Source organism: Pectobacterium sp. HCp5_1 (assembly GCF_032905925.1).
In the GTDB taxonomy this organism is placed as follows: domain Bacteria; phylum Pseudomonadota; class Gammaproteobacteria; order Enterobacterales; family Enterobacteriaceae; genus Pectobacterium; species Pectobacterium brasiliense_A.
This window is the reverse complement of the sequence record NZ_JAUMIO010000018.1, coordinates 65,371-90,992: the sequence shown is the minus strand read 5'-3', so window position 1 is coordinate 90,992 and position 25,622 is coordinate 65,371. Positions and strand designations below refer to the sequence as shown.

The 25,622-nt window shown below is 52.4% G+C and carries 27 protein-coding genes and 1 pseudogene; 18 read left to right on the top strand and 10 right to left on the bottom strand.

Going from position 1 to position 25,622, the window contains the following annotated elements; genetic code table 11:
- The first annotated feature begins 51 nt into the window (after nt 1-51).
- From coaBC to slmA, 3 genes are all read left to right on the top strand, one after another.
- Entirely contained in the window at nt 52-1,329 is a 1,278-nt protein-coding gene (gene coaBC, locus Q3A88_RS13790; RefSeq protein WP_410522765.1) for a bifunctional phosphopantothenoylcysteine decarboxylase/phosphopantothenate--cysteine ligase CoaBC, read from the top strand.
- Nucleotides 1,307-1,765 carry a dUTP diphosphatase gene (gene dut, locus Q3A88_RS13785; protein ID WP_010285710.1) on the top strand — a complete coding sequence of 153 codons (459 nt, stop codon included), beginning with the start codon at nt 1,307-1,309 and terminating at the stop codon, nt 1,763-1,765. Before coaBC ends, dut begins: the two co-directional genes overlap by 23 nt.
- Before the next feature lie 128 nt (nt 1,766-1,893).
- The gene (slmA, locus tag Q3A88_RS13780; protein ID WP_005967978.1) at nt 1,894-2,490 is read left to right on the top strand and encodes a nucleoid occlusion factor SlmA; all 597 of its coding nucleotides are present in this window, start codon (nt 1,894-1,896) and stop codon (nt 2,488-2,490) included.
- 53 nt (nt 2,491-2,543) lie between these two features.
- Here the strand turns inward: slmA and pyrE are convergent, their stop codons facing one another.
- Both pyrE and rph read right to left on the bottom strand, forming a co-directional pair.
- A complete protein-coding gene (gene pyrE, locus Q3A88_RS13775; RefSeq protein ID WP_110163114.1) occupies nt 2,544-3,185 on the bottom strand; it encodes an orotate phosphoribosyltransferase in 642 nt (213 codons plus the stop codon).
- 57 nt (nt 3,186-3,242) lie between these two features.
- On the bottom strand, nt 3,243-3,959 hold the full coding sequence (gene rph / locus Q3A88_RS13770; RefSeq protein WP_014913743.1) for a ribonuclease PH: 717 nt from the start codon (nt 3,957-3,959) through the stop codon (nt 3,243-3,245).
- Nucleotides 3,960-4,163: 204 nt separating this feature from the next.
- On the opposite strand from rph, the gene ycjG reads away from it, so the two are divergent.
- The 10 genes from ycjG (at nt 4,164) to Q3A88_RS13720 (ending at nt 15,544) form a co-directional block, all read left to right on the top strand.
- Entirely contained in the window at nt 4,164-5,129 is a 966-nt protein-coding gene (gene ycjG, locus Q3A88_RS13765; RefSeq protein ID WP_181393571.1) for an L-Ala-D/L-Glu epimerase, read from the top strand.
- Nucleotides 5,130-5,172: 43 nt separating this feature from the next.
- The gene (locus tag Q3A88_RS13760; RefSeq protein WP_039316748.1) at nt 5,173-7,044 is read left to right on the top strand and encodes an ABC transporter ATP-binding protein; all 1,872 of its coding nucleotides are present in this window, start codon (nt 5,173-5,175) and stop codon (nt 7,042-7,044) included.
- 88 nt (nt 7,045-7,132) lie between these two features.
- Nucleotides 7,133-8,674 carry a glutathione ABC transporter substrate-binding protein gene (locus tag Q3A88_RS13755; protein WP_100017798.1) on the top strand — a complete coding sequence of 514 codons (1,542 nt, stop codon included), beginning with the start codon at nt 7,133-7,135 and terminating at the stop codon, nt 8,672-8,674.
- 18 nt (nt 8,675-8,692) lie between these two features.
- Nucleotides 8,693-9,613 (top strand): ABC transporter permease, encoded by a 921-nt coding sequence (locus tag Q3A88_RS13750; protein WP_014913740.1) that lies wholly within the window; start codon nt 8,693-8,695, stop codon nt 9,611-9,613.
- Between the two features lie 8 nt (nt 9,614-9,621).
- A complete protein-coding gene (locus Q3A88_RS13745; RefSeq protein WP_014913739.1) occupies nt 9,622-10,521 on the top strand; it encodes an ABC transporter permease subunit in 900 nt (299 codons plus the stop codon).
- Nucleotides 10,522-10,529: 8 nt separating this feature from the next.
- On the top strand, nt 10,530-11,606 hold the full coding sequence (locus tag Q3A88_RS13740) for a P1 family peptidase (RefSeq protein ID WP_410522764.1): 1,077 nt from the start codon (nt 10,530-10,532) through the stop codon (nt 11,604-11,606).
- A gap of 26 nt (nt 11,607-11,632) precedes the next feature.
- Nucleotides 11,633-12,454: a M55 family metallopeptidase gene (locus Q3A88_RS13735; protein ID WP_317178111.1), complete on the top strand. Its 822-nt coding sequence runs from the start codon at nt 11,633-11,635 to the stop codon at nt 12,452-12,454.
- A 59-nt stretch (nt 12,455-12,513) separates the two neighbouring features.
- Complete coding sequence (locus tag Q3A88_RS13730; RefSeq protein WP_233989356.1) at nt 12,514-13,461, top strand: isoaspartyl peptidase/L-asparaginase family protein; 948 nt, start codon at nt 12,514-12,516, stop codon at nt 13,459-13,461.
- 212 nt (nt 13,462-13,673) lie between these two features.
- A complete protein-coding gene (locus Q3A88_RS13725; RefSeq protein WP_110163120.1) occupies nt 13,674-14,582 on the top strand; it encodes a LysR family transcriptional regulator in 909 nt (302 codons plus the stop codon).
- 98 nt (nt 14,583-14,680) lie between these two features.
- Entirely contained in the window at nt 14,681-15,544 is an 864-nt protein-coding gene (locus Q3A88_RS13720; protein ID WP_010300687.1) for a YicC/YloC family endoribonuclease, read from the top strand.
- Between the two features lie 104 nt (nt 15,545-15,648).
- On the opposite strand, the gene Q3A88_RS13715 is transcribed toward Q3A88_RS13720, so the two are convergent.
- The 6 genes and pseudogenes from Q3A88_RS13715 to Q3A88_RS13695 form a co-directional block, all read right to left on the bottom strand.
- Nucleotides 15,649-16,536 carry a nucleotidyl transferase AbiEii/AbiGii toxin family protein gene (locus Q3A88_RS13715; RefSeq protein ID WP_039498425.1) on the bottom strand — a complete coding sequence of 296 codons (888 nt, stop codon included), beginning with the start codon at nt 16,534-16,536 and terminating at the stop codon, nt 15,649-15,651.
- Between the two features lie 26 nt (nt 16,537-16,562).
- Nucleotides 16,563-17,087 (bottom strand): type IV toxin-antitoxin system AbiEi family antitoxin, encoded by a 525-nt coding sequence (abiEi, locus tag Q3A88_RS13710; protein WP_075278489.1) that lies wholly within the window; start codon nt 17,085-17,087, stop codon nt 16,563-16,565.
- Between the two features lie 331 nt (nt 17,088-17,418).
- A complete protein-coding gene (locus tag Q3A88_RS13705) occupies nt 17,419-19,908 on the bottom strand; it encodes a restriction endonuclease-like protein (protein WP_317178102.1) in 2,490 nt (829 codons plus the stop codon).
- An 18-nt stretch (nt 19,909-19,926) separates the two neighbouring features.
- On the bottom strand, nt 19,927-21,195 hold the full coding sequence (locus Q3A88_RS13700) for an McrB family protein (protein WP_258307589.1): 1,269 nt from the start codon (nt 21,193-21,195) through the stop codon (nt 19,927-19,929).
- 75 nt (nt 21,196-21,270) lie between these two features.
- Nucleotides 21,271-21,357, bottom strand: a pseudogene (locus Q3A88_RS21915) (hypothetical protein); the annotation flags it as partial.
- A gap of 20 nt (nt 21,358-21,377) precedes the next feature.
- On the bottom strand, nt 21,378-21,776 hold the full coding sequence (locus tag Q3A88_RS13695) for an MrcB family domain-containing protein (protein WP_040038272.1): 399 nt from the start codon (nt 21,774-21,776) through the stop codon (nt 21,378-21,380).
- 527 nt (nt 21,777-22,303) lie between these two features.
- Here Q3A88_RS13695 and Q3A88_RS13690 point away from each other — a divergent pair.
- A complete protein-coding gene (locus Q3A88_RS13690; RefSeq protein ID WP_110163123.1) occupies nt 22,304-22,621 on the top strand; it encodes a helix-turn-helix domain-containing protein in 318 nt (105 codons plus the stop codon).
- 15 nt (nt 22,622-22,636) lie between these two features.
- On the opposite strand, the gene Q3A88_RS13685 is transcribed toward Q3A88_RS13690, so the two are convergent.
- On the bottom strand, nt 22,637-22,894 hold the full coding sequence (locus tag Q3A88_RS13685) for a helix-turn-helix domain-containing protein (protein WP_039521878.1): 258 nt from the start codon (nt 22,892-22,894) through the stop codon (nt 22,637-22,639).
- Nucleotides 22,895-22,992: 98 nt separating this feature from the next.
- Here Q3A88_RS13685 and Q3A88_RS13680 point away from each other — a divergent pair, with 98 nt between their 5' ends.
- Nucleotides 22,993-23,319, top strand: a complete 327-nt coding sequence (locus Q3A88_RS13680) for a helix-turn-helix domain-containing protein (protein ID WP_039498420.1) — start codon at nt 22,993-22,995, stop codon at nt 23,317-23,319.
- A gap of 204 nt (nt 23,320-23,523) precedes the next feature.
- Nucleotides 23,524-24,081, top strand: coding sequence for a hypothetical protein (locus tag Q3A88_RS13675; protein ID WP_317178101.1), 558 nt, complete (start codon nt 23,524-23,526; stop codon nt 24,079-24,081).
- A 42-nt stretch (nt 24,082-24,123) separates the two neighbouring features.
- Here Q3A88_RS13675 and Q3A88_RS13670 read toward each other — a convergent pair whose 3' ends face one another.
- Complete coding sequence (locus tag Q3A88_RS13670) at nt 24,124-24,669, bottom strand: hypothetical protein (protein WP_317178100.1); 546 nt, start codon at nt 24,667-24,669, stop codon at nt 24,124-24,126.
- A gap of 131 nt (nt 24,670-24,800) precedes the next feature.
- Here Q3A88_RS13670 and Q3A88_RS13665 point away from each other — a divergent pair, with 131 nt between their 5' ends.
- Both Q3A88_RS13665 and Q3A88_RS13660 read left to right on the top strand, forming a co-directional pair.
- Nucleotides 24,801-25,187 (top strand): hypothetical protein, encoded by a 387-nt coding sequence (locus Q3A88_RS13665; protein ID WP_317178099.1) that lies wholly within the window; start codon nt 24,801-24,803, stop codon nt 25,185-25,187.
- Nucleotides 25,171-25,581, top strand: a complete 411-nt coding sequence (locus Q3A88_RS13660) for a DUF596 domain-containing protein (protein WP_317178098.1) — start codon at nt 25,171-25,173, stop codon at nt 25,579-25,581. The genes Q3A88_RS13665 and Q3A88_RS13660 overlap by 17 nt, the downstream gene beginning before the upstream one ends.
- The last annotated feature ends 41 nt before the right edge of the window (nt 25,582-25,622 follow it).

Here is a 25,622-nt window from a genome sequence, read left to right as displayed (position 1 = left end):
AACCACGGTAACCACCTTAAGATTCCTATGTGGTTGCAAGGTTATGGTAAAATGACGCATCTTCTGACTTTCAATCGGACCATGATGATGACGGAATTTTCCAGCCTGAATGCACTCTCCGGCAAACGAATCGTGCTGGGTATCAGCGGCGGCATCGCCGCGTATAAGTGCCCGGAACTGGTGCGACGCCTGCGCGATGGCGGAGCCGACGTACGCGTTGTCATGACCTCTGCGGCTAAAGCGTTCATCACGCCACTAACGCTGCAAGCCGTCTCCGGCTACCCAGTATCAGACGACCTGCTTGACCCCGCGGCGGAAGCCTCAATGGGTCACATCGAGTTGGGAAAATGGGCTGATTTAGTCATTCTCGCCCCAGCGACTGCCGATCTGATCGCACGAGTCGCCGCCGGCATGGCGAATGACCTGCTAACCACCATTTGTCTGGCGACATCCGCCCCTATCGCCGTTGTCCCTGCGATGAATCAGCAGATGTATCGCGCAGAGCCCACGCAGGACAACCTGCGCACGCTGGCCGCGCGTGGTTTACCGATCTGGGGGCCGGACAGCGGCAGTCAGGCGTGTGGCGACGTTGGGCCAGGCCGCATGATCGACCCAATGGAGATTGTCGGGCTGGCGCAGCGTCATTTTTCTGCCATCAACGATCTGCAACATCTGAACATTCTGGTCACCGCCGGGCCGACGAGAGAAGCGCTGGATCCCGTTCGCTTTGTTACCAACCACAGCTCTGGGAAGATGGGCTTTGCTATCGCACAGGCCGCGGTTGCCCGTGGTGCGAATGTCACACTGGTAAGCGGCCCGGTTTCGCTCACCACACCACAGGGCGTCACACGCATTGACGTCGGCAGCGCGTTGGAGATGGAGCACGCGGTGATGGAACACGCGGCCCAGCAGCACATTGTTATTGGCTGTGCGGCGGTTGCCGACTACCGCGCCAAACACATCGCCGATGAGAAGATAAAAAAACAGAATCAGCAGGGCGATGAAATGACTCTCACTCTGGTCAAAAATCCAGATATCATCGCCGGTGTCGCCGCCATGACGAAAAATCGTCCTTATGTTGTCGGGTTTGCTGCCGAAACCCAGAATGTGGAAGAATACGCTCGGCAAAAACTGGCGCGTAAAAAGCTGGATCTGATTTGCGCGAACAACGTCTCTCTTTCCGGGCATGGTTTTAACAGTGAAACCAATGCGTTACACCTTTTTTGGCAAGGTGGAGACACGCCGTTGCCGCAGTGCGACAAGCGTCTTCTTGGCCAAAAATTAATCGACGAGATTATCAGCCGTTATGATGAAAAAAATCGACGTTAAGATTGTTGACCCACGCGTTGGGCAGCAATTCCCGTTACCAACCTATGCCACACCGGGTTCTGCCGGGCTCGATCTGCGTGCCTGTCTGGATCAGGCGATTGAACTCAAAGCAGGGGAAACCACGCTTATTCCAACCGGGCTGGCGATTCACATTGCCGATACCGGGCTGGCGGCGGTTATCCTGCCCCGCTCCGGACTGGGCCACAAGCACGGCGTGGTGCTGGGGAATCTGGTGGGGCTGATTGACTCGGACTACCAAGGACAGCTGATGGTTTCTGTCTGGAACCGTGGTCAACAAACGTTCACGGTTGAACCAGGCGAGCGCATCGCACAGATGGTTTTTGTGCCCGTCGTTCAGGCCGAATTTAATCTGGTCGAAGATTTCGTCGGCAGCGAACGTGGAGAAGGCGGCTTCGGCCACTCCGGCCGTAGCTAACGCGCTCCAGCCACCCATAGTGTAAAAAATTCCTATAAGCCACAGCGCCTATCTATGCAAAAGGAAATGGCTACTGTGGCGCTAACGGGTGCTTGTCAGTCAAATATTTAGCAAGGGTCTTTTCAGACATGGCAGAAAAAGAAAATACGAAAAGGAATCGCCGCGAGGAAATTTTGCAGGCGCTGGCGCAGATGCTGGAATCCAGCGACGGCAGCCAACGCATCACCACAGCAAAACTGGCTGCGAATGTTGGCGTGTCCGAAGCGGCGCTCTACCGGCATTTCCCCAGTAAAACGCGGATGTTTGATAGCCTGATTGAATTTATTGAGGACAGCCTGACCACCCGCATTAACCTGATTCTGCAAGACGAAAAAGAAACGTTTAATCGTCTGCGTCTGATTTTGCTGCTTATTTTAGGGTTTGCGGAACGTAATCCGGGGCTGACCCGCATCATGACCGGCCATGCGCTGATGTTTGAACAGGATCGCTTGCAGGGCCGCATCAACCAGCTGTTTGAGCGTATTGAATCGCAGCTGCGTCAGGTATTGCGCGAACATAAGCTACGTGATGGTAAAGGTTTCCAGCATGATGAAACGCTGCTAGCCAGCCAGCTGTTAGCGTTTTGCGAAGGGATGCTGTCGCGCTTCATTCGCTCTGAATTCCGCTATCGTCCGACGCAGGAATTCGACACCCGCTGGCCGCTGTTGGCCGCACAGTTGAACTAAACACCGCGATTAAAGCCCGCCAGACACCTCTGGCGGGCTCCTGACTCACAACGTTAAATCCCGAACTGCTCACGATAGGCTTTCACCGCATCCAGATGCGCCGCCATCTCTGGTTTTTCCGCCAGATAGGCGATCAAATCCTTCAGTGTAATAATCGAAATCACTTTGCACTGATAGTCGCGTTCCACTTCCTGAATCGCGGACAGGTCGGCGCGGCCGCGTTCCTGACGATCCAGTGCAATCATCACACCCGCCAGCGTCGCCCCATGTGCACCGATGATCTCCATCGATTCGCGAATCGCCGTCCCGGCCGTAATCACGTCATCCACTAGCATCACCCGGCCCTGTAACGGACTACCGACCAGGCTGCCGCCCTCACCGTGATCTTTGGCTTCTTTGCGGTTGAAGCAGTACGGCAGGTCACGATCGTGATGTTCTGCCAGCGCGACAGCAGCGGTAGTTGCAATCGGAATGCCTTTGTAAGCCGGCCCAAACAGCAGATCGAACGCCACGCCAGAATCAACCAAAGCTTCCGCATAAAAACGCCCCAGTAAGGCCAGGTCACGCCCGGTATTAAACAGCCCGGCGTTAAAGAAATAGGGACTTATACGCCCAGATTTCAGGGTAAACTCGCCAAACTTCAATACCTGCTTGCTGAGTGCAAACTCAATAAACTGGCGCTGGTAGGCTTTCATTACGGCATCTCCTCGTCTTCAAATATAAAAAAAGCGACCAATTGGTCGCTTATAAAATCAATCGATTAAGGCCGCTTTCTGCGCCTGAACGATGGTATCAATTCCCCCTCGGGCTAGTGCCAGCAGGGTGAGCAATTCTTCGTGGCTGAACGGCTCGCCTTCGGCCGTCCCTTGCACTTCAATCATGCGACCGTCTTCGGTCATGACCACATTCATGTCGGTTTCCGCAGCAGAATCTTCCACGTATTCCAGATCGCACAGCGCTTCGCCGTTCACGATGCCGACGGACACGGCGGCGATCATGCCTTTCATCGGGTTCTTTTTCAGCTTACCCTTGGCAACCATCTGGTTCAGCGCATCGGCCAGCGCCACGCAGGCACCGGTGATGGACGCCGTACGCGTGCCGCCGTCCGCCTGCAAGACATCACAGTCGAGCGTAATGGTGTATTCGCCGAGCACTTTCAGGTCGATTGCCGCACGCAGGGAACGCGCAATCAGGCGCTGAATCTCCAGCGTCCGGCCGCCCTGCTTACCTTTGGCGGCTTCACGCGAGTTACGGCTGTGCGTCGCACGCGGCAGCATGCCGTACTCGGCGGTGACCCATCCTTGTCCCTGGCCTTTCAGAAAGCGCGGAACACCCTCTTCTACCGTGGCATTGCATAACACTTTGGTATCGCCAAATTCGACTAAAACGGAACCTTCAGCGTGTTTCGTGTAATGACGGGTGAATGTAAGGGGGCGTACTTGCTGTGCACTTCGGCCTGTTGGGCGCATGGCTCATCTCCGGTGGGTCAATGAAAACTGCCGCGCATTATACACGAAATCACTCACGTTGCGGGAAAGCGGCATCAGAAAGCCATACCTTGAACTTATGGTATAACCTGAGGTTATACCCTACTGATGAACAAGTATTCGTCAGTGATGATGCATCATGAAATAGTCCGTTCATCCCCTGAGCGTTGATGAGAAAAAATCATGATGCGGCATATGCAAATTGAAACGGTCAATCTGCCACTAGCCCGTCCTATGGCGGCTGAAAACGGGACACGTCGTGCGGTTACCGTTATCCGCGTCGCGTTGGAAGAAAAAGGATTTATTGGACAAGGCGAATGTACGCCAGTTGCCCATTATGGCGAGTCCGCCGACAGCGTATGTCGCCAGCTCTCTGCGGTCCGTGAGGCAATAGAACACGGCCTGACCATCGAACAGCTTCAGAAAGATTTATCACCGGGTGCAGCCAGAAATGCGCTGGACTGCGCCCTGTGGCGGCTCAACACCGCATTGGAAAAACAGACGCTGTGGCAGCGCATCGGCATTCAACCCCCCACATCCGTGATCTGTGCGCAAACGTTGGCGCTCGACAGCGTGGAGAGAATGGCCGCTGCCGCCTCCAATGCCGTTTCCCACGGCGCTCTGCTGCTGAAAATCAAACTGGATCGCGAGCTGATTCTGGAAAAGGTCGCCGCCATTCGTGCCGCCGCGCCCAACGCCAGACTGATTATCGATGCGAGAGCGAGCTGGAGCGGGCTGGATTTACATAGCCTGTCTACCGCTCTGCTGCCTTATCAGGTCGCCATGATTGAGCAACCGCTTCCCGTCGGTAAGGACGAGGATTTACAGCGGTTCTCTCACCCGATTCCGATCTGCGCGGACGAAAGCTGTCGCCACAGTGGCGACATCGTCGGGCTGCGCCGTCGTTACGACATGATCAACATCAAGCTGGACAAGTGTGGCGGGCTAACCGAAGCGCTGGCGATGGTGCGCGAAGCCCACTTTCACGGCCTGCGCATTATGGTCGGCTGCACGCTGGGCTCGTCAATGGCGATGGAAGCCGCCCTGCCCGTCGCCGCCGATGCCGAGCACGTCGATCTCGACGGCCCTATCTGGCTGGCCGCCGACAGTTCGCCTTATCTGACCTACAACCTTGGCCGAATTTGGCTATGACGCTATTAACCGCAGTAACCCTAAATCATCAACCGGAGTGACCATGACGGATATCATGCACGCGGGTGCCGCCACAGCACCCGGTAACGCCCCCAGGCCTGTACTGGAAATCGACGATCTGAGCGTCAGCTTTAGCGGCCGTTCCGGCACGCATCAGGCGCTAAAAGGCATTTCCTTTACCGTGAATAAAGGGGAAGTGGTCGCCGTGGTCGGCGAAAGTGGTTCAGGCAAGTCCGTAACATCACTCGCCGTGATGGGGCTGCTGGCGGACTCTGCCAACATCGAACGTGGTGCGCTCCGTTTCACCGCACGCGACGGCAAGCAGCATGACCTGCTGAGCATGAAAGCAGAAGCGCGTCGTAAGCTGCGCGGCCGCGATCTCGCCATGATTTTTCAGGAGCCGATGACTTCGCTTAATCCGGTACTGAAAGTCGGCGATCAGCTCACCGAAGCGCTGCTTGACCACAAAATTTGCGATGCCGCGAGTGCGGACAAAAAAGCCCGTGAGCTACTGCACAAGGTGCGCATCGCAGACGTCGATCGCGTGATGAAAAGCTATCCACACTCGCTGTCCGGCGGGATGCGCCAGCGTGTGATGATTGCACAGGCGCTGGCCTGCGATCCGCAGCTGTTGATTGCCGATGAACCGACCACCGCGCTAGACGTCACCGTGCAGGCCCGCATTCTGCAAATCCTGCGTGACCTGCAACAGCAGAGCGACATGGCGGTGCTGTTTATCACCCACGACATGGGCGTGGTGGCGGAAATCGCTGACCGCGTAGTGGTGATGTACCGTGGCGAGATCGTCGAACAAGGCACCGTCGAACAGATTTTTGCCGCACCGCAACATCCTTATACCCAATCGCTGCTGGCTGCGGTACCGAAGCTGGGCGACATGCGCGATAGCCTCTGGCCGAAGCGCTTTCCTTTACTGGGGCAGGCTGCCGATCCGGAAAATAGTGAACAGGTTACCGCCCGTTATGACGCCGAGCCGCTGTTGGATATTCGCGGACTGAGCGTGTATTACCCCATGCGCAGCGGGATTTTATCCACCATCACTCACCACGTTCATGCGGTAGAGCAGATTGATTTCAACGTCTGGCCGGGCGAAACGCTGGCTATCGTCGGGGAAAGCGGCTGTGGCAAATCCACCACCGGACGCGCCCTGCTGCGTCTGGTACAGAGCCAAGCCGAAAGCATTCATTTTCAGGGCAACGAGATTTCCCAGATGAAAGAGCGGGATTTCCAGCCGCTGCGCCGGGAAATGCAGATGGTGTTTCAAGACCCGTACGCCTCGCTCAACCCACGTCTGACAGTTGGCTTCACCATCGCCGAACCGCTGCTGCTGCACGGGCTGGTGAAATCGCTGGAAGAAGCGACACCGCAGGTGCAGGCGCTGTTAAAAAGTGTCGGCCTGCTGCCAGAGCATGCACGTCGTTATCCGCACGAGTTTTCCGGCGGACAGCGTCAGCGTATCGCGATTGCCCGCGCGATGGCGCTACAGCCACAGGTCATCATTGCCGACGAAGCCGTTTCGGCGCTCGATGTGTCGATTCAGGCGCAGGTCGTCAACCTGATGATGGATCTCCAGAAGAAAACCGGCGTGTCGTGGATTTTCATCTCACACGATATGGCCGTCGTCGAGCGCATCGCCAACCGCGTCGCGGTGATGTACCTCGGCCAGATTGTGGAAATCGGCCCGCGCCAGTCGGTGTTTAACGATCCACAGCATCCGTATACCCGCCGCCTGTTGGCTTCGGTTCCGATTGCCGATCCAACCCGTCGCGGCGCACGCCAGTTTGACGACAGCGAAATCCCCTCACCCTTGCGTAAAGCAGGCGAGGCCGTCGCCAAAACGCGCTACCGAGAGGTCGCGCCGCAGCACTGGGTCGCCGACAACGAATCGGCCGCCTAAAACACGATGCCATGACAATAAAACAGTCATAAAAAACAACGTATTAACAAAACACAACACACGTTCATAGCTGACCAGGAGAGAAACCATGAAGCCATTCGTTCGCCGCTCTGCCGTTGCCCTCGGGCTCTCACTGTGTCTGGCGGCTGTCGCCCAGGCGCAAGACCTTCGCATTTCCATCTATGCCGATATCACCGGACTCGACCCGCACGATACCTCGGACACGCTGAGCTACTCCATTCAGAGCGGCATCTTCGAGCGTCTGTTCCAGTTCGATAATAAAATGAAGCTGGTGCCGCGTCTGGCGACGGGCTACACCAGTAACGACACCGCCACCGAGTTCGTCATTACGCTGCGCGAAGGCATCACCTTCCAGGACGGCGCGCCGTTCAACGCCGACGCCGTTAAAGCCAACCTCGACCGTCTGGCAGATCAGAGCAAAGGCTTAAAACGCAACAGCCTGTTTAACATGGTGCAAAGCGTCACCGTGCTGTCGCCGACGCAGGTCAAAATCGAACTGAACAAATCCTTCGGTGCCTTTGTGAACACGCTGGCGCACCCGTCTGCCGTGATGCACAGCCCGGAAGCGCTGAAGAAATACCCAGACGAAGCACAGCTGCGCGTGAACCCAGTCGGTACTGGCCCATTCAAGTTCACCGAATGGCAGCAGGGTAAAGACGTGAAGCTGGTGAAATTCGACAACTACTGGCAGAAAGGCTGGCCAAAAGTCGACAGCGTGACCTTCTACCCAACGCCGGAAGATTCCACCCGCGTGGCATCACTGAAATCCGGCCAGGTGGATGCCGTGTATCCACTGCCTTCCGATCTGATCGGCACCGTACAAAACGACAGCAAGCTGGCGATTCAGCGCGACCCGAGTATTTATCAATTCTGGCTGGCGATGAACAACCTGCGTCCGCCACTGAACGATATCCGCGTGCGTCAGGCACTCAACTACGCCATCAACCGCGACATCTGGCTGAAAGTCGGCTTTGCTGGCATGGGCGTTCCTGCCTCTTCTGCGATGGCACCGGACGTGCAGTTCTTCGCACGCCAAACCTCACCGAACTACACCTATAACCCAGAAAAAGCCAAGGCGCTGCTGAAAGAAGCGGGCTACGCCAACGGCCTGAGCCTGAAACTGTGGACGACGAACCGCACCGACTACATCCGTAGCGCGCAGTTCTTCAAGCAGCAGTTAGAGCAGGTCGGCATCAAGGTCACCGTTACCCCGATGGATTCCGGGATGCGTAACGCCAAGCTGTTTGGTGTTAAAGATCCGAAAGACGCCGAATTTGACCTGTTCTACAACGGCTGGTCTCCGTCTACCGGCGATGCTGACTGGGCGCTGCGTCCACTGTTCGCGACAGAGTCCTGGGTTCCGGTTGCGTATAACGTCTCCTACTACAGCAATTCGGTAACGGATAAAGCGATTACCGCTGGGTTGGCGACGGCTGATGCCGACAAACGTGCCGCCGCTTACGCGGATGCACAGCGTCAGATTTGGCAGGATGCACCAGTGGTCTTCCTGGGCTCGCCGGACAACGTTGTCGGCAAAACCAAGAACCTCAACGGCGTCTACATGCTGGCTGATGGCTCACTGATCTTCGATCAGGCTGAATTTAAGTAATCGGTCAGGGAGAACGCCATGTTTGCTTATATCGTCCGACGTTTGCTGGAAATGATCCCGGTTCTGCTGGTGGTCTCCCTGTTAGTGTTCGGTTTTATAAAACTGCTGCCGGGTGACCCGGCACGTATTTACGCCGGTGCTGACGCGACCATTGAGGCGGTGGAAGCCGCTCGTCAGCAGTTAGGATTGAACGACCCGCTGCCGCAGCAGTATGTCCACTGGCTCGGCGGCCTGTTCAGCGGCGATCTGGGTGTGACATACCGCACCCAGCAGCCGGTTATCGACGTCATCAGCAAGAGTTTTATGCCCACCATGTGGCTGGCGCTGGCGGGCTTTGTCTGGTCGGTGCTGCTCGGCCTGCTGATCGGCGTGGTGTCCGCGCTCAAGCGTGGCAAATGGCAGGACTGGACGTTGATGAGCTTCGCGGTCGGCGGAATTTCCATGCCGCCGTTCTGGCTCGGCCTGTTGCTGATTCAGTTTGTCGCCATGCCGTTCGGCGTCTTTTCCGTCAGCGGCTTTAATCAACCCAGCGACATCATTCTGCCCGCACTGACGCTCGGGGCATCGGTAGCGGCCGTCATGGCACGCTTTACCCGCTCCGCGTTTCTGGAAGTCGCGCAGGAAGACTACGTCCGCACCGCTCGCTCCAAGGGGCTGCGCAATCGGCTGGTCACCTGGAAGCACGTGATGCGTAACGCGCTGATCCCAGTCATCACCATGCTGGGGCTGCAATTCGGCTTCCTGCTCGGTGGCTCCATTGTGGTCGAAAGCGTGTTTAGCTGGCCGGGTCTGGGCTGGCTGCTGATTGAATCAATCAAGACGCAGGATCAGCCGGTTATTCAGGCGCTGGTGATGCTGTTCGTGTTTGAATTTATTGTCATTAACCTGTTGGTCGACCTGCTGTACGCGGTGGTCAATCCGGCGATTCGCCTACGTTAGGAGACACGATGAACCTTCCTCCCGAACCCGTCGTGGCCGTTGCCACGCTTGATGAAGAGACGATACGTTCGCCGTGGCGCGATTTCGTTCAGGTCTTTATCCGTAACCCGATGGCGCTAATTTCCAGCGGCTTCGTCCTGCTGCTGGTAGTGGTCGCTATTTTCGCCCCCTGGCTGGCACCGTGGAACCCAATGGAGCCCGACTGGATGGCGCTGGCTTCACCGCCTTCAGCGGCGCACTGGATGGGCACTGACGATCTCGGGCGCGATGTGATGAGCCGTATCATCTACGGCGCACGCATCTCGCTGTATATCGGTATTTTCTCCGTCACGCTGGGTATGCTGGTCGGCATCGTGCTCGGCCTGCTGGCAGGCTACTACGGCCGCTGGGTCGATACGCTGATCATGCGCGGTTCCGACGTGCTGTTCGCCTTTCCCGGCATGCTGCTGGCGATTGCGGTCGTCGCCATCCTCGGCCCTGGCCTGAATAACGTGATCATCGCCGTCGCCGTCTTCAGCGTACCGGTCTTCGCCCGCATCGTGCGTGCCTCTACGCTGTCGCTGAAACAGGCGGCCTATGTGGAAGCGGTACGCTGCGCCGGTGCGCCGGATCGCATCGTGCTGATGCGCCACATTCTGCCCGGCACGCTGCCTAACGTGATCGTCTATTTCACCATGCGTATCGGCACCAGCATCCTGACCGCGGCAGGCCTGAGCTTCATCGGCCTTGGCCCAGAACCGGACGTACCAGAATGGGGCAATATTCTGGCGATGAGCCGCAGCCTGATGATGGCAGGCGCCTGGCACGTCAGCGTGTTCCCGGGTCTGGCGATCTTCTTCACCGTGCTGGCGTTTAACCTGCTTGGGGATGCGCTGCGTGATACGCTCGATCCCAAACTGAAAAGCTGAGGAAGGCGATGCGCGGCGATCACCCGATGAACGACTATCACCAGCAACAGCAGGCGCTGTTGCTACAGCGCTGGAAAACGACGCGGCAGTTGGGTACGCCGCGTTCGGCTAGCGGACCGCATAACAGCATTAGCGATGTGGCAGGCGTACGCGTCGGCCACTGCACGCTGGCAGCAGGGGAAGTGCAAACCGGCGTCACGGCGATTGTGCCGCCCGGCGAAAACCTGTTTACCCAGCCACTGCCCTGCGGCGCGGCGGTGCTGAACGGTTTCGCTAAACCCGTCGGACTGGTACAGATCGAGGAGCTGGGGGTGCTACAAACGCCTATCCTGCTCAGCAATACGCTGGCAACCGGCACGCTGTTTACCACGCTGGTACGCGACGCCATTTCTCGCAATCCTGAACTGGGCCGCACGCTGCCGACGGTGAACCCGCTGGCGCTGGAGTGCAACGACGGCTGGCTGAACGACATTCAGGCGTTGGCGGTGACGGAACACATGGCGCGACAGGCGCTGGACAGTGCCGCAGATAGCTTCGCACGCGGCAGCGTCGGTGCCGGCCGCGGGATGAGCTGCTTTAGTCTGAAAGGCGGCATCGGCACCGCATCGCGCCTGATTCCCGAATTGAACGCCACGCTCGGCGTGTTGGTGCTGGCAAACTTCGGCACGCTTTCCTCACTGACGCTGGACGGCGTGCAGATGGGCGACGCTATCGCGCCTATCCTGCCCGAGCTCGCACCGCAGCAGGATGCCGGATCGATCATCATTATCATGGCGACGGATGCCCCGCTTGATGCCCGCCAGCTCAAGCGTATCGCCAAGCGTGCCGGTGCAGGATTAGGCCGGCTCGGCAGCTATTGGGGACACGGTTCCGGCGATATCGCCGTCGCATTCTCCACCTGCCCGCAGCCGCAACCGCCGGAGGATGCGCAGCTTGAATCGCTGTTAAGCGCCGCCGCCGACGCCACCGAACACGCTGTACTCGACGCCATGCTTCAGGCAGACGCCGTGACTGGTTTTCGCGGCCATCATCGTCCGACGCTACCACAGGCGTTGGACAGGCTGGCTGCGACTCTTTATCCATAAGCAAATTCTCCCGTAGGAAACTGATGATGAAAGTGTTTATCTCTGCTGATATCGAAGGGATCGCTGGCGTGATGCGCCCAGAACAGTGCAGTCCTGGCACCGCGGAATATCAACTGGCACGTGGCCTGATGGAGCAGGAAGTGAACGCCGCGATTGACGGTGCGTTCGCGGGTGGCGCAACAGAGGTGGTGGTCGCCGACAGCCATGCGGCAATGGTCAATCTGCGTGCGGAGAACATCGACGCTCGCGCCCGACTGGTACAGGGCAAACCGCGCGGCTATTCGATGGTAGAAGGGCTGGAGCAACAGCAGTTCGATGGCCTGATGTTCATCGGCTACCACAGCGCCGCAGGCGAGTTTGGCGTGCTGTCGCATACCATCAACGGTCGTGCGTTCTACCGCGTGCGCATCAACGGTGAAATCATGGGCGAGAGCGACATCTACGCTGCCGCCGGTGTGGAACAGAAGACGCCGCTCTGGCTGGTCAGCGGTGACGACACGCTCCAGAGCTGGATCGCCCGCTACTACCCCGCCACCGACTACGCCTGCGTCAAGCGCGCGATTTCGCAGCACGCGGCCGAATCCCTCAGCACCGAACAGTCGCGTCAGGTGATTCGTGACGCGGCAAAAGTGGCGGTGGAAAAAGCGCACCGGACGCTGAACTCGCGGATTCAGGCACCCTACCGCCTCGAACTGATGGTGGCAAAACCGGTACTGGCCGATCTATTCTGTCTGCTGCCGAATGTGGAACGTTTGGATGCCATAACCGTAGGTTATACGGCGCAAAGCATGCGGGAAATCACCAGCCTGCTAGGTGCCTTCTCCTATCTGGCGACAACGCAAAACTGATTCCAGTTTATCCGCCCCTTATTCTGGGGCGTAAACCGATTGAAAAGAGAATTTATCGCATGACGAAACCCGTGATTGTGATCCACGGTGGCGCAGGTGCGCTGACCCGCTCGGCTATGAGCGCTGAAAAAGAGCAGCGCTACCTGGCCGCATTGTCCGAGATTGTCGCCAGCGGACAGCGCATTCTGGCTGAAAACGGCAGCGCACTGGATGCCGTAACGGAAGCCGTTCGCCTGTTGGAAGAGTGTCCGCTGTTCAATGCCGGACACGGTTCGGTCTTCACCCACGCGGAAACCCACGAACTGGACGCCAGCATTATGGACGGACGCTCGCTGGATGCCGGCGCGGTAAGCTGCGTCAGCCATATCCGTAACCCGATTCTGGCCGCGCGTACCGTACTCGAAGCCAGCCAGCATGTGATGTTTACCGCCGACGGCGCAGAGGCATTTGCACAGCAGCACGGTCTGGAGATGGTTGATCCGGCGTTTTTCTCCACCGACGAACGCCGCCAGCAGCTCTATAACGCGCAGGCAGGTTCAGGCCGCGTCATCCTCGACCATGACGGCCAGAACGACCCTATCGATCCCGACCGTAAATTCGGTACCGTCGGCGCGGTCGCACTCGACAGCGCGGGGAATCTTGCGGCAGCAACCTCAACGGGCGGCATGACCAACAAACAGGCCGGCCGCGTGGGTGACAGCCCGATCATCGGCGCAGGCTGCTACGCCAATAACCAGACGGTAGCCGTTTCCTGCACCGGCACTGGTGAAGTCTTCATGCGTGCCGTCGCCGCCTATGATGTCTCGGCGCTGATGGAATATGCCGGATTCACGCTACAGCAGGCCAGCGATCGCGTCGTCATGGAGAAACTGCTGCAAATGGACGGCAGCGGTGGGCTAATTGCCGTCGATAAAGCGGGCAACATCGCCCTGCCGTTTAACAGCGAAGGGATGTACCGCGGCTACGGTTACGTGGGAGAAGCCCCCGTCGCCGATATCTATCGCTAAATCTGCCGCCCTACCTATCCAGGTCGAATTGCACCATTTTCGACCATTGCGCACAATTATGGAGCATTGTGCACCATAATTGTGCAAGGCTATTATTAAGAAACGCCGCTGGGCGGGCAGGAACGAAATTAGAAACTGGCGTAATAATTGCAGGCATTTTGATTATTACTCATACGACGCTCACCAGAAAGCGTCAGCCGGAGCCTGCACTCATGCGACTACGCCATATTGAAATCTTCCAGGCCATTGTTCAGGCAGGTACCATCAGCGGCGCTGCCCGCTTACTCAACGTCTCGCAGCCGAACGTAAGCCGGGTATTGAATCACGCAGAGCAGCAGCTCGGTTTTTCCCTGTTTGAACGTCGCACACAGGGAATGATCGCCACCGAAGAAGGGCTACGCCTGATACCGAAAGTGCAGGAGCTTTTCAGCCATCTGCAAAGCATCAGCTCACTCACTGAACAAATCAAAACCAGCAAGGCCCACTCCGTACGGCTGGGCGCGGCACATGCGTTCGGACAAATGATCGTGGCGCCAACGCTGGTGGAATTTCATAAGCAGGCAGCCTTGGTTAACGTTGAACTCGTCACCGAGCACTTCAGCACGCTGTGCCAGAACATCCTGCAAAACCAGCTCGATTTCGCGCTGATCTTTGGTCAGCAGGTGCCGTCCGAGCTGCTGGCAGAACCGCTGTTCCAGTCCACGATGGTTGCCCTATTGCCGAAAGACAGCCCGATAAACGGCCCTGTCTCGCTGGAATGGCTGTGCAACAACAATCTGCTGATGATGCAGCATAAGGATCCGCTCGGTCAGGTGCTACACCGTGCGCTGCGCGACAAAGCGCTACAGCCAGCGGCGTCGCTCTACATCAAAACCTACTCGGTGATTGCCGACATGGTGCTGGCGGGCGGCGGAACGGGCATCGTCGATCTCTTTACCGCCTGTCGCTATGCTGACCAGCTCAAGATCGTCCCTATCGATCAGCCGCTGCCTTTTGAAGTCACGCTGATCAGCCGCCGTGACAACCCACAGTCACAGGCGACACTGCAGTTAAAACAGATGATGAAAAACCGCTGTCGCGACATCGCCAGACAGAACGAAGCCTTACTTTACGCCGCCTGATTCCCGATGGGTGGCACCGGGCAGGCGGTTTTTTCTATCCCCTGCGCCGGACTCAACGCTATAATCCTTCTCATCATTTGCTTTACAGGTATGCACCAATGATTCGCAGCATGACCGCTTACGCCCGCCGAGAGATCAAGGGCAACTGGGGAAGCGCAGCCTGGGAACTGCGTTCCGTTAACCAGCGCTATCTGGAAACCTATCTTCGTTTACCAGAACAATTCCGCAGCCTCGAACCTGTCGCACGTGAGCGCATTCGCGCCCGTTTAACCCGTGGCAAAATCGAATGCAACCTGCGTTTTGAGCTCGACCCGAGCGCGCAAAGTGCGCTGATCCTGAACGAAAAACTAGCGAAACAGCTGGTTAATGCCGCCAACTGGGTCAAAATGCAGAGCGACGAAGGGGAAATCAACCCAGTTGATATCCTGCGCTGGCCCGGCGTGATGTCGGCGGAAGAGCAGGATCTGGACGCCATCAGCGCCGAACTGCTGACCGCGCTAGAAGGCGCGTTGGATGATTTCATCGCCGCCCGCGAAAGCGAAGGTGATGCGCTGAAAGGGATGATCGAACAGCGTCTGGCTGGCGTCAGCGCCGAAGTCGTCAAAGTCCGTGCCCAGATGCCGAACATCCTGCTATGGCAGCGTGAACGCCTGCAAAGCAAGCTGGAAGATGCGCAGGTACAGCTGGAAAATAACCGTCTGGAACAGGAACTGGTGCTGATGGCACAGCGCGTCGATGTCGCCGAAGAACTCGACCGCCTCGACGCTCACGTCAAAGAAACCTACAAAATCCTGAAAAAAGAAGAAGCCGTCGGCCGCCGCCTCGACTTCATGATGCAGGAATTCAACCGCGAATCGAACACGCTGGCCTCGAAATCCATCAACGCCGACGTCACCGCGTCAGCCATTGAACTGAAAGTGCTGATCGAGCAAATGCGGGAACAGATTCAGAATATCGAATAAAGATTCACGCGATCTCGCGTTGTCTCACTAAGTCTCGTCAGGATAAAAAGGCCATTGTAAATCATGGCCTTTTTTGTTTTATGACAGTGGAAGAAAAACATGGGTTAACCCATATCAAATGGATTTTTTGGTGTTACGTCATTCAATAACTCAGACGTGATGGCATGTACCTCTCTCTGAACATAATCCCAATATTCGGGATTATCGAGGGTTCTCTCTTTAATTTGCTTAGGGATAAAGCGGCTCATTTCCATATTAAAGTCGTCACGGACTTCATCTTGCAACATTAACTTAGCTAACTGAATAGATAGCGCTTGTCGAAAGTCATCTGTTTGCTTGTGTCTGGCGGTGAGTTTCTTTTCAACCAGTGTTTTGGATAGATCAATGCCGCGCTGCTTAATCCAAACAATATCCCAGATATCACGAGGCTTTATACGTCTTGCCCGATACGCTAACGCGATCAGCTTATCGGCTAGTGTTTCTTGTAACGATTGTACCGGAACCAAGATCCCTTCAGTCGGTACAACAATGTCGTAATGATTGATTAGCGGGCGCTTTTCAATATCAAATGATGGAATAGCACAGACATCAATATGCATTTTTTGCCGTGGCAAATCAGGACGATTCGCTTCTTTTACGATACTAATTTTCCAAGAAACGGTATCCCCTTGCCGCTCGCCAGAAGGTTTGTTTACCCAAACTTCGGTTTCATACTTGTTCTGAATATAGGTTTGGATCTCGGATTCCAGCCCCTCAAATGCTGAGGGCTTGAAATCATGACCACCATTGAAATCAAGATCTTCTGATAGCCTGCTACTGTTGTAACACATTCGTAATGAGGTGCCGCCAATAAACGTTAACCGTTGCATGACACCCTGTTTGATCAGCACATCTATAATGTCATGATGCAAGATCTCTTTTTCTATGACGGGTGTCACTGCGGCATAGTCAGGGTTTGACTGGACGATTTGGCGAATTTGTTGCTTCAGCATACGTTATCTCCCACACTTCCCCATACTTAGCTCTCCAACATATGTAGATTGCGCTGGCAGTGCTTTAGATCTGCAATCGCTTGTTCCTTGTATGCGCGATACATTTTAATATCAGGGTCATAGTACAAATTAGGTGCAACTTGCTCGACTGGCTTTTTAGTATGGGTAAACTCGATCACGCCATAAGGCGTATCAAAACAACCACTTCGACCTTTAGTCACTACCGTGACTCTACCCATCACAACTTGTGAAATATCACCGGTATGACTGAGCTGGCTTTCTAAACTGATGTAGTTCAATACGCCACTGCGCAACTTTTTGATGATTTTATAAATGGCAGTCTCAGGCTCAGGTGGTGTAATAACACTTTCATAGAAGCCTTTCACCACTCGTCTTAGCAATCCCTTCTTTACGCAATCGGCTAGGAACTTTCTAAAGGCTGGGTCACATGGCACACCCTGCATAAAAGCCAGCTCTGTTGCACTGTGAATGCCACCGCCAGCGTTCACCGCTTTGGAAAATACGTTTAGTAGCTCATCAGATTTAGTCATAGGTCTACACTACATCACCAAATAAGTAATGTAGTGTAGACCTGACACTAGACCTGCGCAAGAGAAAGGTCTACAGATTGTTACGTTATAAGTAACTTAGTGTAGACCTATTAAACCTGAGTAACCTTCGCTCTCGACTCTTGTATATCGCCAGCCAGGGACACCAATATGTCCATATTGAGCATTTTTATAGAATTTGGACACGGTGATACCCATTTTGAATGGGCGAGGCATTCTTTTGGATGCTTATTTTGAAGAGCGCAAGGTGCGCTCATACTATGCCTGATAAGTGACCAGTATTAGATACAACGCTCAGAGCGTTTTTGTCGCGTTATTTCCCTTCACCCTCTCCTGAATGCAATACGGTCAATGCTTCCTCATAAACCTCTTTCACCGTATTAAATTGCTGAGCCTCCTCCAGTGCACCCAATGTTGTTAGCTTCATCGAATTACGGATCGGCCGGTGAGGAACGTTTTCAATCGGTGTGCTTAACGTCAGTGGTTTACCTAATTCAAATAAAATGCAGTCATAAGTATCGACACTTAACTTTCCCGTTTGCTCAACGTCTAGTTCATTCCTTTTAACGATTTTTTGGCTTTTAACGGGCCATACTTTCTTAATAGACTTCCAGTGATGATCAACACCACTCGTTGAGGCGATGGCTAAATAACGTATTTCTGCGACTACGTGGTTTTTTGACTTTTTCATCGCCGCATTAAATGTCTCAACTCTTGTGTGATACCACGCTGATTTGCCGTTTTCAAAATTATCAAAATACTTACTGGTTCGTCCCTTCGTGCCACCCAAGGATGCCGTCATCACTAAATCGGGATAAAGCATTTGCCCCATCCCGTAATAAGGGATCCGTGCTGCTTCTTGCAAATATAAGCGTTCTTGTAATTTTTGCGTGCTGTAATAATTTCCCGCAACACCAAGCTGATGCTTTAGAAAATCAACAATCCAGCGGCACCCAACCTGCCCATCGTCATTAGGAAGAAGTGCAAACGCGCCAATTCCCACCTCAGAAATCGCATCAAGATAAGGATTATCTTCCACGTTTTGGTTAAAAAATCCGGGATAGAGGGCATACGCACCAAACACTGGGCGACTTTTCTGGCCCACGGTGGATGATTTGTCTTGCGTAATACGGATCAACGCATCGCGGTAACGGTGCATTTGGTTAATGGCATCGTCCGGCACGAAATCGATGTTATCAATATCGTGTTCATGCACATCACTGCCAGCCACTTGGCTCGGCTTTGTTTTAATACGGTACTTTGCATCAAACAGCCAAATAAATCTTTTATCGCTCGGCGTAGGGAACTCGACCTTCAAGACAATATCGGGACTATGAGAGACAAAATAAGAACGAATATCGTTACTTTTTGGGCTAAAAATAGGTTCATGAGCCAATCTCGCCACTAAACCATCCTCGCGTTCAAAGACAAATGCGCCCGCAAAGCCATTTTTTAACTGATATTCAAAGTCATTTTTTAATACTAAGGCTTGGCGACTAGGGGTGACATCCTTAAATCCAAGATCGTCGACTAAAATATTGCGCAGTGCCAGAAAACACCACACTTCATAAATATCAGCAACGGATTTCATCGAAATACTGGTTTGATTAGCAAAAACATCCAGGTAGCATTTAAGCTCTTGCCAAATACGATATACCGCGCTGTATCCCGTTTTTTGTTGCAGCACAAGCGATGATTTAGCCAAGCCATCAAATACGCCAACGTCACGTAAAAAACTGTGGTTAAGCATTTTGCTTAATGGGTTTTGCCAACTGCCAATTTCAGTGAGGAACGAGTCAGAAAGACGCTGATTTTCAGGTGCCTGATTACTTTTTCGCAGCTTGGTTTCAAACTCGGCTAATCGATTTTTGCACTGAGTTACCACCATCTTGATAAAACGGTTTTCTGGCGTATCCACACTCAAGTGTTTTTTCTCAACGCGATAGCGCTTATCGACCAGGCCCTTTTCAAGGTCTTTAATTACGTTTTCGGCTAAGCGATGAGGTAAGCGGCCTTTTAAACGATCCGCACGCACAAATGAAACGTTGGGCTGTAGACGGCGATGAGGAGCCTGACTGATAATTTTTAAACTTTGTTCTAAACGTTGTCTCAGCGCCGTGAAATTGGCCAACCAAAGTAATGGGAAATCACCACGCTGTTTGCTTTGCTCTGCATCTTGCTCCGTTTTTTCGGCAAGACTAAAACGCCATAGCGGATAATTGCTGTCGAGTACGCGATACATCTCAGACAAATCACGGTGTAAATCCATTTTGGTCGGCAACACTTCAAAAGCGAGAGTAAACCGATAGTCCTGACCTGCAAGGCGATAGCTAAGCGGCAGGCGCATCCAACCGACATCATTACCGGTATTGATAGTGCCCGTTAAGCGAGCGGGAATATCACGTTTCTTTGCTGCAAAGCGAAAACCTTCATTCACCAGCCTTACGCGGTGGGTCAAGCCGGCTTTCTCCACCTCATTGAAAAACACCCACTCAAACTGATATTGCGCATTTTCAAAAAACAAAGGTTCCCGCAGAGTGATCGACTCACTCTGCACACGAGGGGCATTGCCCAACGTTTCAGAGATCAGCGTGTCATCCAGAACTGCCACTTCCTGCAAATCAATCGCAGGGGAAAAACGCACCGCCGAGCCCACCCTATTCCCAACCGAGGGATGAAGAGCATCAGCATGCTGAGCGCGTTTAGCCAGCGTGTTACGGTAAACCTGTTGCCGTTTAGCGATATCATTACACCAAATCGACAGTTCAAAATGCTCAGTTTGTACTCGCAATAATTCGGGCATTTCGTACCGCCTTATGGGTTATGGCCAGAAACTGGTGAAGCCGGATTGCGCAAGCTTATTTTGCATCCACTCAATTTTAGCGCGACTACGGCAGGCAATGATAATCGTTGCGCCACCTTGTTGCTTTTCACGGTAAAAATCGGGTCTGGCGCTAGACAAATCTGTTGGTTCATTCCAAATGTCGTGCAGCGTTGTGCCTAAAATACGAGATAACTTTATGAGCAGTGATTCATCAATATCGTGCTGAGCTAATTTATCACTATCACCTTCAATACGCGGTAATAACTTGCACATTAAAAAATCATCCCAAACAGCTTGTAACTGAATCTCGTCTTCAGGTTGATGACTGATCACACTCAGCAGCAATTCATTTAAGGCACGATAGGCCAATTTAAAGGGCGTATTGTCCAGCACGGTATTAAGCGACTGTAAAAAGGCTATGCTTTTCTTGCCATCTACATCAATTTTTGGCAACCGACTTTGGCTCTTCGCGGCATGTGAATAAATGGGATAGGACAGCTTTTTCGGGATAATGGTGGGTGAAAAATAGTCATCAAAATCGTTAGGGAAGAAATCACCAAAATCAAAACTCAGCGCGCGGTCAATCACCTTACGGGAAAAACCGTGCGTGGTCTCATCCATATTTACCGTACCCGCCACCAGTAAGTTGAATGGAATTCCGATCCCGTGCTGACAGAATTCGAGCCACAGTTCGGAAACCGGATCTAACCCCAGCTCAGCGCACAATTTATTCTGTCTATCAGGAGAAAGTGACGTAATCACCGAGTCTTTTAACAGCGGCTTGCACTCGTAGGTAAATTTATCATCGACCCATTCCCATTCGCGGGTTTCCAGTATGGATAAATAGTCAGCGAAATACTGCTCAACAGGGGCGAGATTCATTTCATCCAGGCATAGCCAATACGGCGGTATTGCCTGCAAATCATCACGGTGGCCTGCCGTTTTGTTCCCTGCGATTTGCACATCGGTCTCTGCGATGGCTTTCCATGCTTTAACAATAAAGCGCAACACATCAGTGGTGACGTACTCGGCATTGTTATTCAAACGGGTGGTATAACCTAATAAATCGCTGGGTTCATGCCAATCCGGCCGGACGGAAACTAAGCAATACGTTTCTTCACGGCTCCCCGTCGCTATCGCCTGTTCACGAACAAAATGTGATTTCCCCGTGCCGGAGATACCGGCGAGTAGAAGGAAAGGTTTGGGGAGGGGAATAGTACTATTATCTGCTACACTCAATTTTTCTTTGGTAGGTATATCTTGCATTTCGAGTTCTATCCCCTCGATTTCTCTATAGAATTTCAGTAATGAATACAAATCATTTTTGAGAATTTCGTCAGACGGAACACTGTCAGTAGAATAATATCTTGCGATAACACTTGGTTTTTCATACGATTTACCAAGAGGTGTGTTTGCTTTTAAATTTATATCCTTAACGCCCCAATATTCTAAGCCAGGAATTTTTTTAATAGCTGTTTTTTTATATATTCAGCGCGTTCTTCGGCGACTTTCTTTCCCCATTTTTTAGCTGGACTTGTTGTGCCTTGGTTTAGAGACAAATAAAACCCTGAACCATCAGATTTAAAAAGGTATACTGGATAGACTCCTTCTTGAGTGGTACTTGTAATTTTTGGGTTAAGAATAGATACCCAAGGAACATTTGCCCAATTTCCTGCTCCAGCACTAGCCTCTACTTCATAATTAGAATCGAACTGACCAACTATATTTTCTATTTCTTTTTTTAACTCTTTCCTCAATAAATTCGCAATTGGGTTATTAGTAAATCCCTCTTGTGTCGCTGCAACCCAACCTTTAGCTATTATCTGAAATTTTTCTTGCAGGCTCATCCTAGCTCCTAAATTAAGACAATAAATCTGTGATATCTTGCCACAAAAGCTATTTATTTTATTGCGTAATACTATTTACATCTACTACACAGAGACTCCAAGTGTTTCAGCAGTCATCATGCCGATGACGCAGCGTTTTCGGCCATCAACCTCTGACATGGTTTTATAAAAACCTATTGCCATTGGTACTTAACCTGTAATCTATAACTATGTATTTATACATGAACATTCATATTATCATCTGATGATACTGAGGCAAGTGTTGTATTCTACCCCCAATTTAATCGAAAGCGATTTAGCCCCTCAATCAGCATCTCAAACACGCAAGCCGTTTCTTTCCTCAAAGTAGGTGCCATCAAATCAATATGTAGCGAGTAAAGAACTGAGTTCATTAAAAGATTATTTGGCTTTCACCGAATGGTCGATTCAACCAAACTCGCCTTCTGAGAAGGCGAGTTTTTATCACCAACCAATAACTACGATATACGTAGTATCTAAGACCTTTCATACCTACGAATATCGTAGTTATGAATACTCGTCAGCAACATCGTGATATTTTCAGTCAACGTCTCAAGGATGCCCGATTGTTAAGGGGGCTGTCTCAGAAAGGGCTGGGTATTGCAGCCGGAATTGATGAATTCGTAGCAAGTGCCCGAATTAACCGTTATGAGAAAGGGGTGCATGAAGCCAATCTCGTCACCGCCAGCCGTTTGTCTGAAGCGCTGGGAGTTCCCCTAGCGTATTTCTATGCCGCTGATGATAATCTGGCAAAAATGATTCTGGCATTCGCAGAGTTATCCACAGCAGAGCAAACGGCACTACTCAACTCGCTGGAAAATAAATAATCTACCAGACGTTCATTACGTCTTATCGCCCCTTATCTTCGACTTTCGATCAAGTAAACTCCCCTCAATGTCATAATAGCGACTCGGCCATATTTCAGCAGGATGCACGCCAAGTGCGGCTGCAACAAGCCATTCTCCTTTAGGCCAAGGTCGCGTTAATACATTTGCCAGCGTTGACGAACTCAAACCTACAGAACGTGAAAGCGCGGCCATTGACGTGCTTTTCTTGTGTAAGGCAGCAATGATATCCGCTTTGTGCCAATCCTTTTTCATCTATCCTCCTAACTGTTCATCATTAACAGGAACATGCACTACAAATACTACGTTATTCGTAGTATCTAGCTCAAGAAAAAACTACGATTCTCGTAGTCATGATGACAAGACAAAATTACCATGACATTTTCTGCCAACGGCTAAAACAGGCTCGCCTGGCAAAAGGCTTATCGCAGAAAAAGCTCGGCATCGCTGCTGGTATCGATGAATTCGTTGCTAGTACACGCATCAATCGCTATGAGAAAGGCGTCCACGAAGCAAGTATTGAAACTGCCCAGCAGTTGGCAGAAGCACTAGACGTACCGCTAGCCTACTTCTATACAGAGAACGATGAGTTAGCCGAAATGATGCTGGCATTTTTGGCGCTATCACCGGAGAAGAGAGCAGAGGTTTTGGCGCTGGTGAAAAATGAGAGAAATGCATGATAAACGGCTGAATTTTATCCTTAATCTTCGCTTTAGATTTCGCCACCATACGGTCAATCTCACAACAAAATAGGACTGTATTCCTACAATCCCATCAAAAATGGGAATATAGTCCCATCATCGCAGTACAAATCGATCCACCAAATCACCAGTATCATCTCAGGAACATCCTCACCCGTAACAAAACAGGGAAAAACAACCGACATGCGTTATCTCGTCCTCCCCTTCATCCTTCTTGCCTTAACCGGCTGTCAGGCGCTCACCACCTTCGATAAATACGCCACAATGCGTCTTTACGAAGTGTATGAAGCCGAGAATCTTTCTGCCTGTGATTACAAACCGCAGTTTCGTGACTGCACCGTGGATAAGCGATCTTTTAACGTCAGAATTACTGACGATAAGAGCAAAATTGCGTTAGTAGTAGGAAAGCGCTATGCCTATTTCGGCTTCACGCGTGATGATTTTTCGCGCCAAACGCAGCCGCTGCGTGATTTCCTGATTTGGGCAGAAGATCCGAACGCACAAGATAAACAGATCAAGCAATTACGTAAGGCCGGAAACGTTGGCGGAAGCCTGTTTTACAACACCGAGGTGGAATATCAGTTCGATTACCTGCACACGCGTGCCGATGTTCCGCTGCTTGTCGTTAAACCTCATGAAAACGCGGATTCTTACGGCCTGACCGTCGAAGAAGTGAAAAACCTGCTGTCGGTGATGGATGAATGGTATGCCGGTACGTTTTCTGGAAAACAGTTAACGTAAGTTCGGTGAGACGGCCAGACAGCGTCACTGTCTGGCCAAGCATTAAAATTTCTGCATTCTGGAAGAGAATTGGCCGCAGTTTTTCAGCATCAAATCTTTGACCGGTCGGCGGTCGTAGTAGCCTTTTTCAGTCTTGAATACTTCATAGACTTCGAGGCGGCGTGGCGAATAAGGTCCGGCAAATGCGCCAGTGACGTAATAGTAATTCCCGACCACAGGTTTAAACGTGACGGTACTAAATCCACCATTGGCAGCAATCATTCTTACCGCAATATTGTGTTGCGCGCTGACCCAAAACTCACGAATCATCGTTGGCGTTTCTGGGATTTCAGGGAAGCCGAGTTCTTTATTATTGAGCTTAGTCTGGAACCCAAACGCATTATTGGTATAGCCATTTTCTGGTGCATCAATATTAATACATCTGTCGGTCGTCGGATAAACGCGAACATAGTCGAGATTGCGGTTATCGAACGTCATACCGACGCGGTCAGCGCCCTGATAATCCTCCAGTTTATGACTATAAGTCGCAACCGAACATCCACTGATGAATACCGCACTTATTCCTATAAGAAGCATTTTCCCAAACATAACCATCCCTTACCTTTATAAAATCAGAACATCCTGATTATTTTACGCCGCTTTTTATTCGAAAATTTACGTTGTATTACTTCACCTTAAAGCATTACCTCACCTTAAACACTAATGATAAACGAGGCAACGTGGCAATTTCTCTCTATTACACCGCACGACGTAAAAAATCCCTGAGCCCAAAAGAGATATCTGCCGTGAAGGAGATTGTCCAACGCCATTCCGTTAATGAACATATTGAGAAATATCTGACGACCGGCGACGGCATAAACTGGGAATCATTTAATTTCACCCTCAACGCGAAAATCGGTAACGTTTTCAGAAAAGGCATCGTGTTCTCAGGCTCGACCAAACTCCCCGATAGCAATGAAGAAGCCACCTGGATTAGCGTACAGCACTGGTGCCAGTGTTTATCCGAAATCCGCGCCGCCCTGACACACTGTGAATGGCACGTCGCGGTTGACGATCGCGGCATACCGTGGGACGCCGAGGCAAAGGCGTATGACCCAACGCGCTGAACCAGCGAGCATGCTGAAGAGAGAAGCGAATATGGACGACAACGACATTTACGATGCTGTTGCGACTAGCGTATACGGGCTGTCTATGGGCGCGATATGGCAACATATCGCGGTGGAGTGTCGGGGTAATCCCAGAACCTACGCCCAGCGTCAGGCGCTGTTTTTTACGTTGCTGGAACGGCTCATCGCGGAAGGCAGAATCAGGCTTGCCAGTCAGGGAGACTATCTGCAAGGCGATCCGAAATATCAGGTCGACCAACTCCGCCATGCCTTTCCATCTGAAATGTCCGATGATGAATTGGATGATGTCGACGAATTTGGCCTGTGGTTCTTCGCCAAAGCGCCCGCAGGCGTCGTGTGGATCACGCCCGAAGGGCAAGAGAGTTGGACGTAAGAGGAATCAGCCAAACCAGTGCCAATTCCTCTCACTCATGA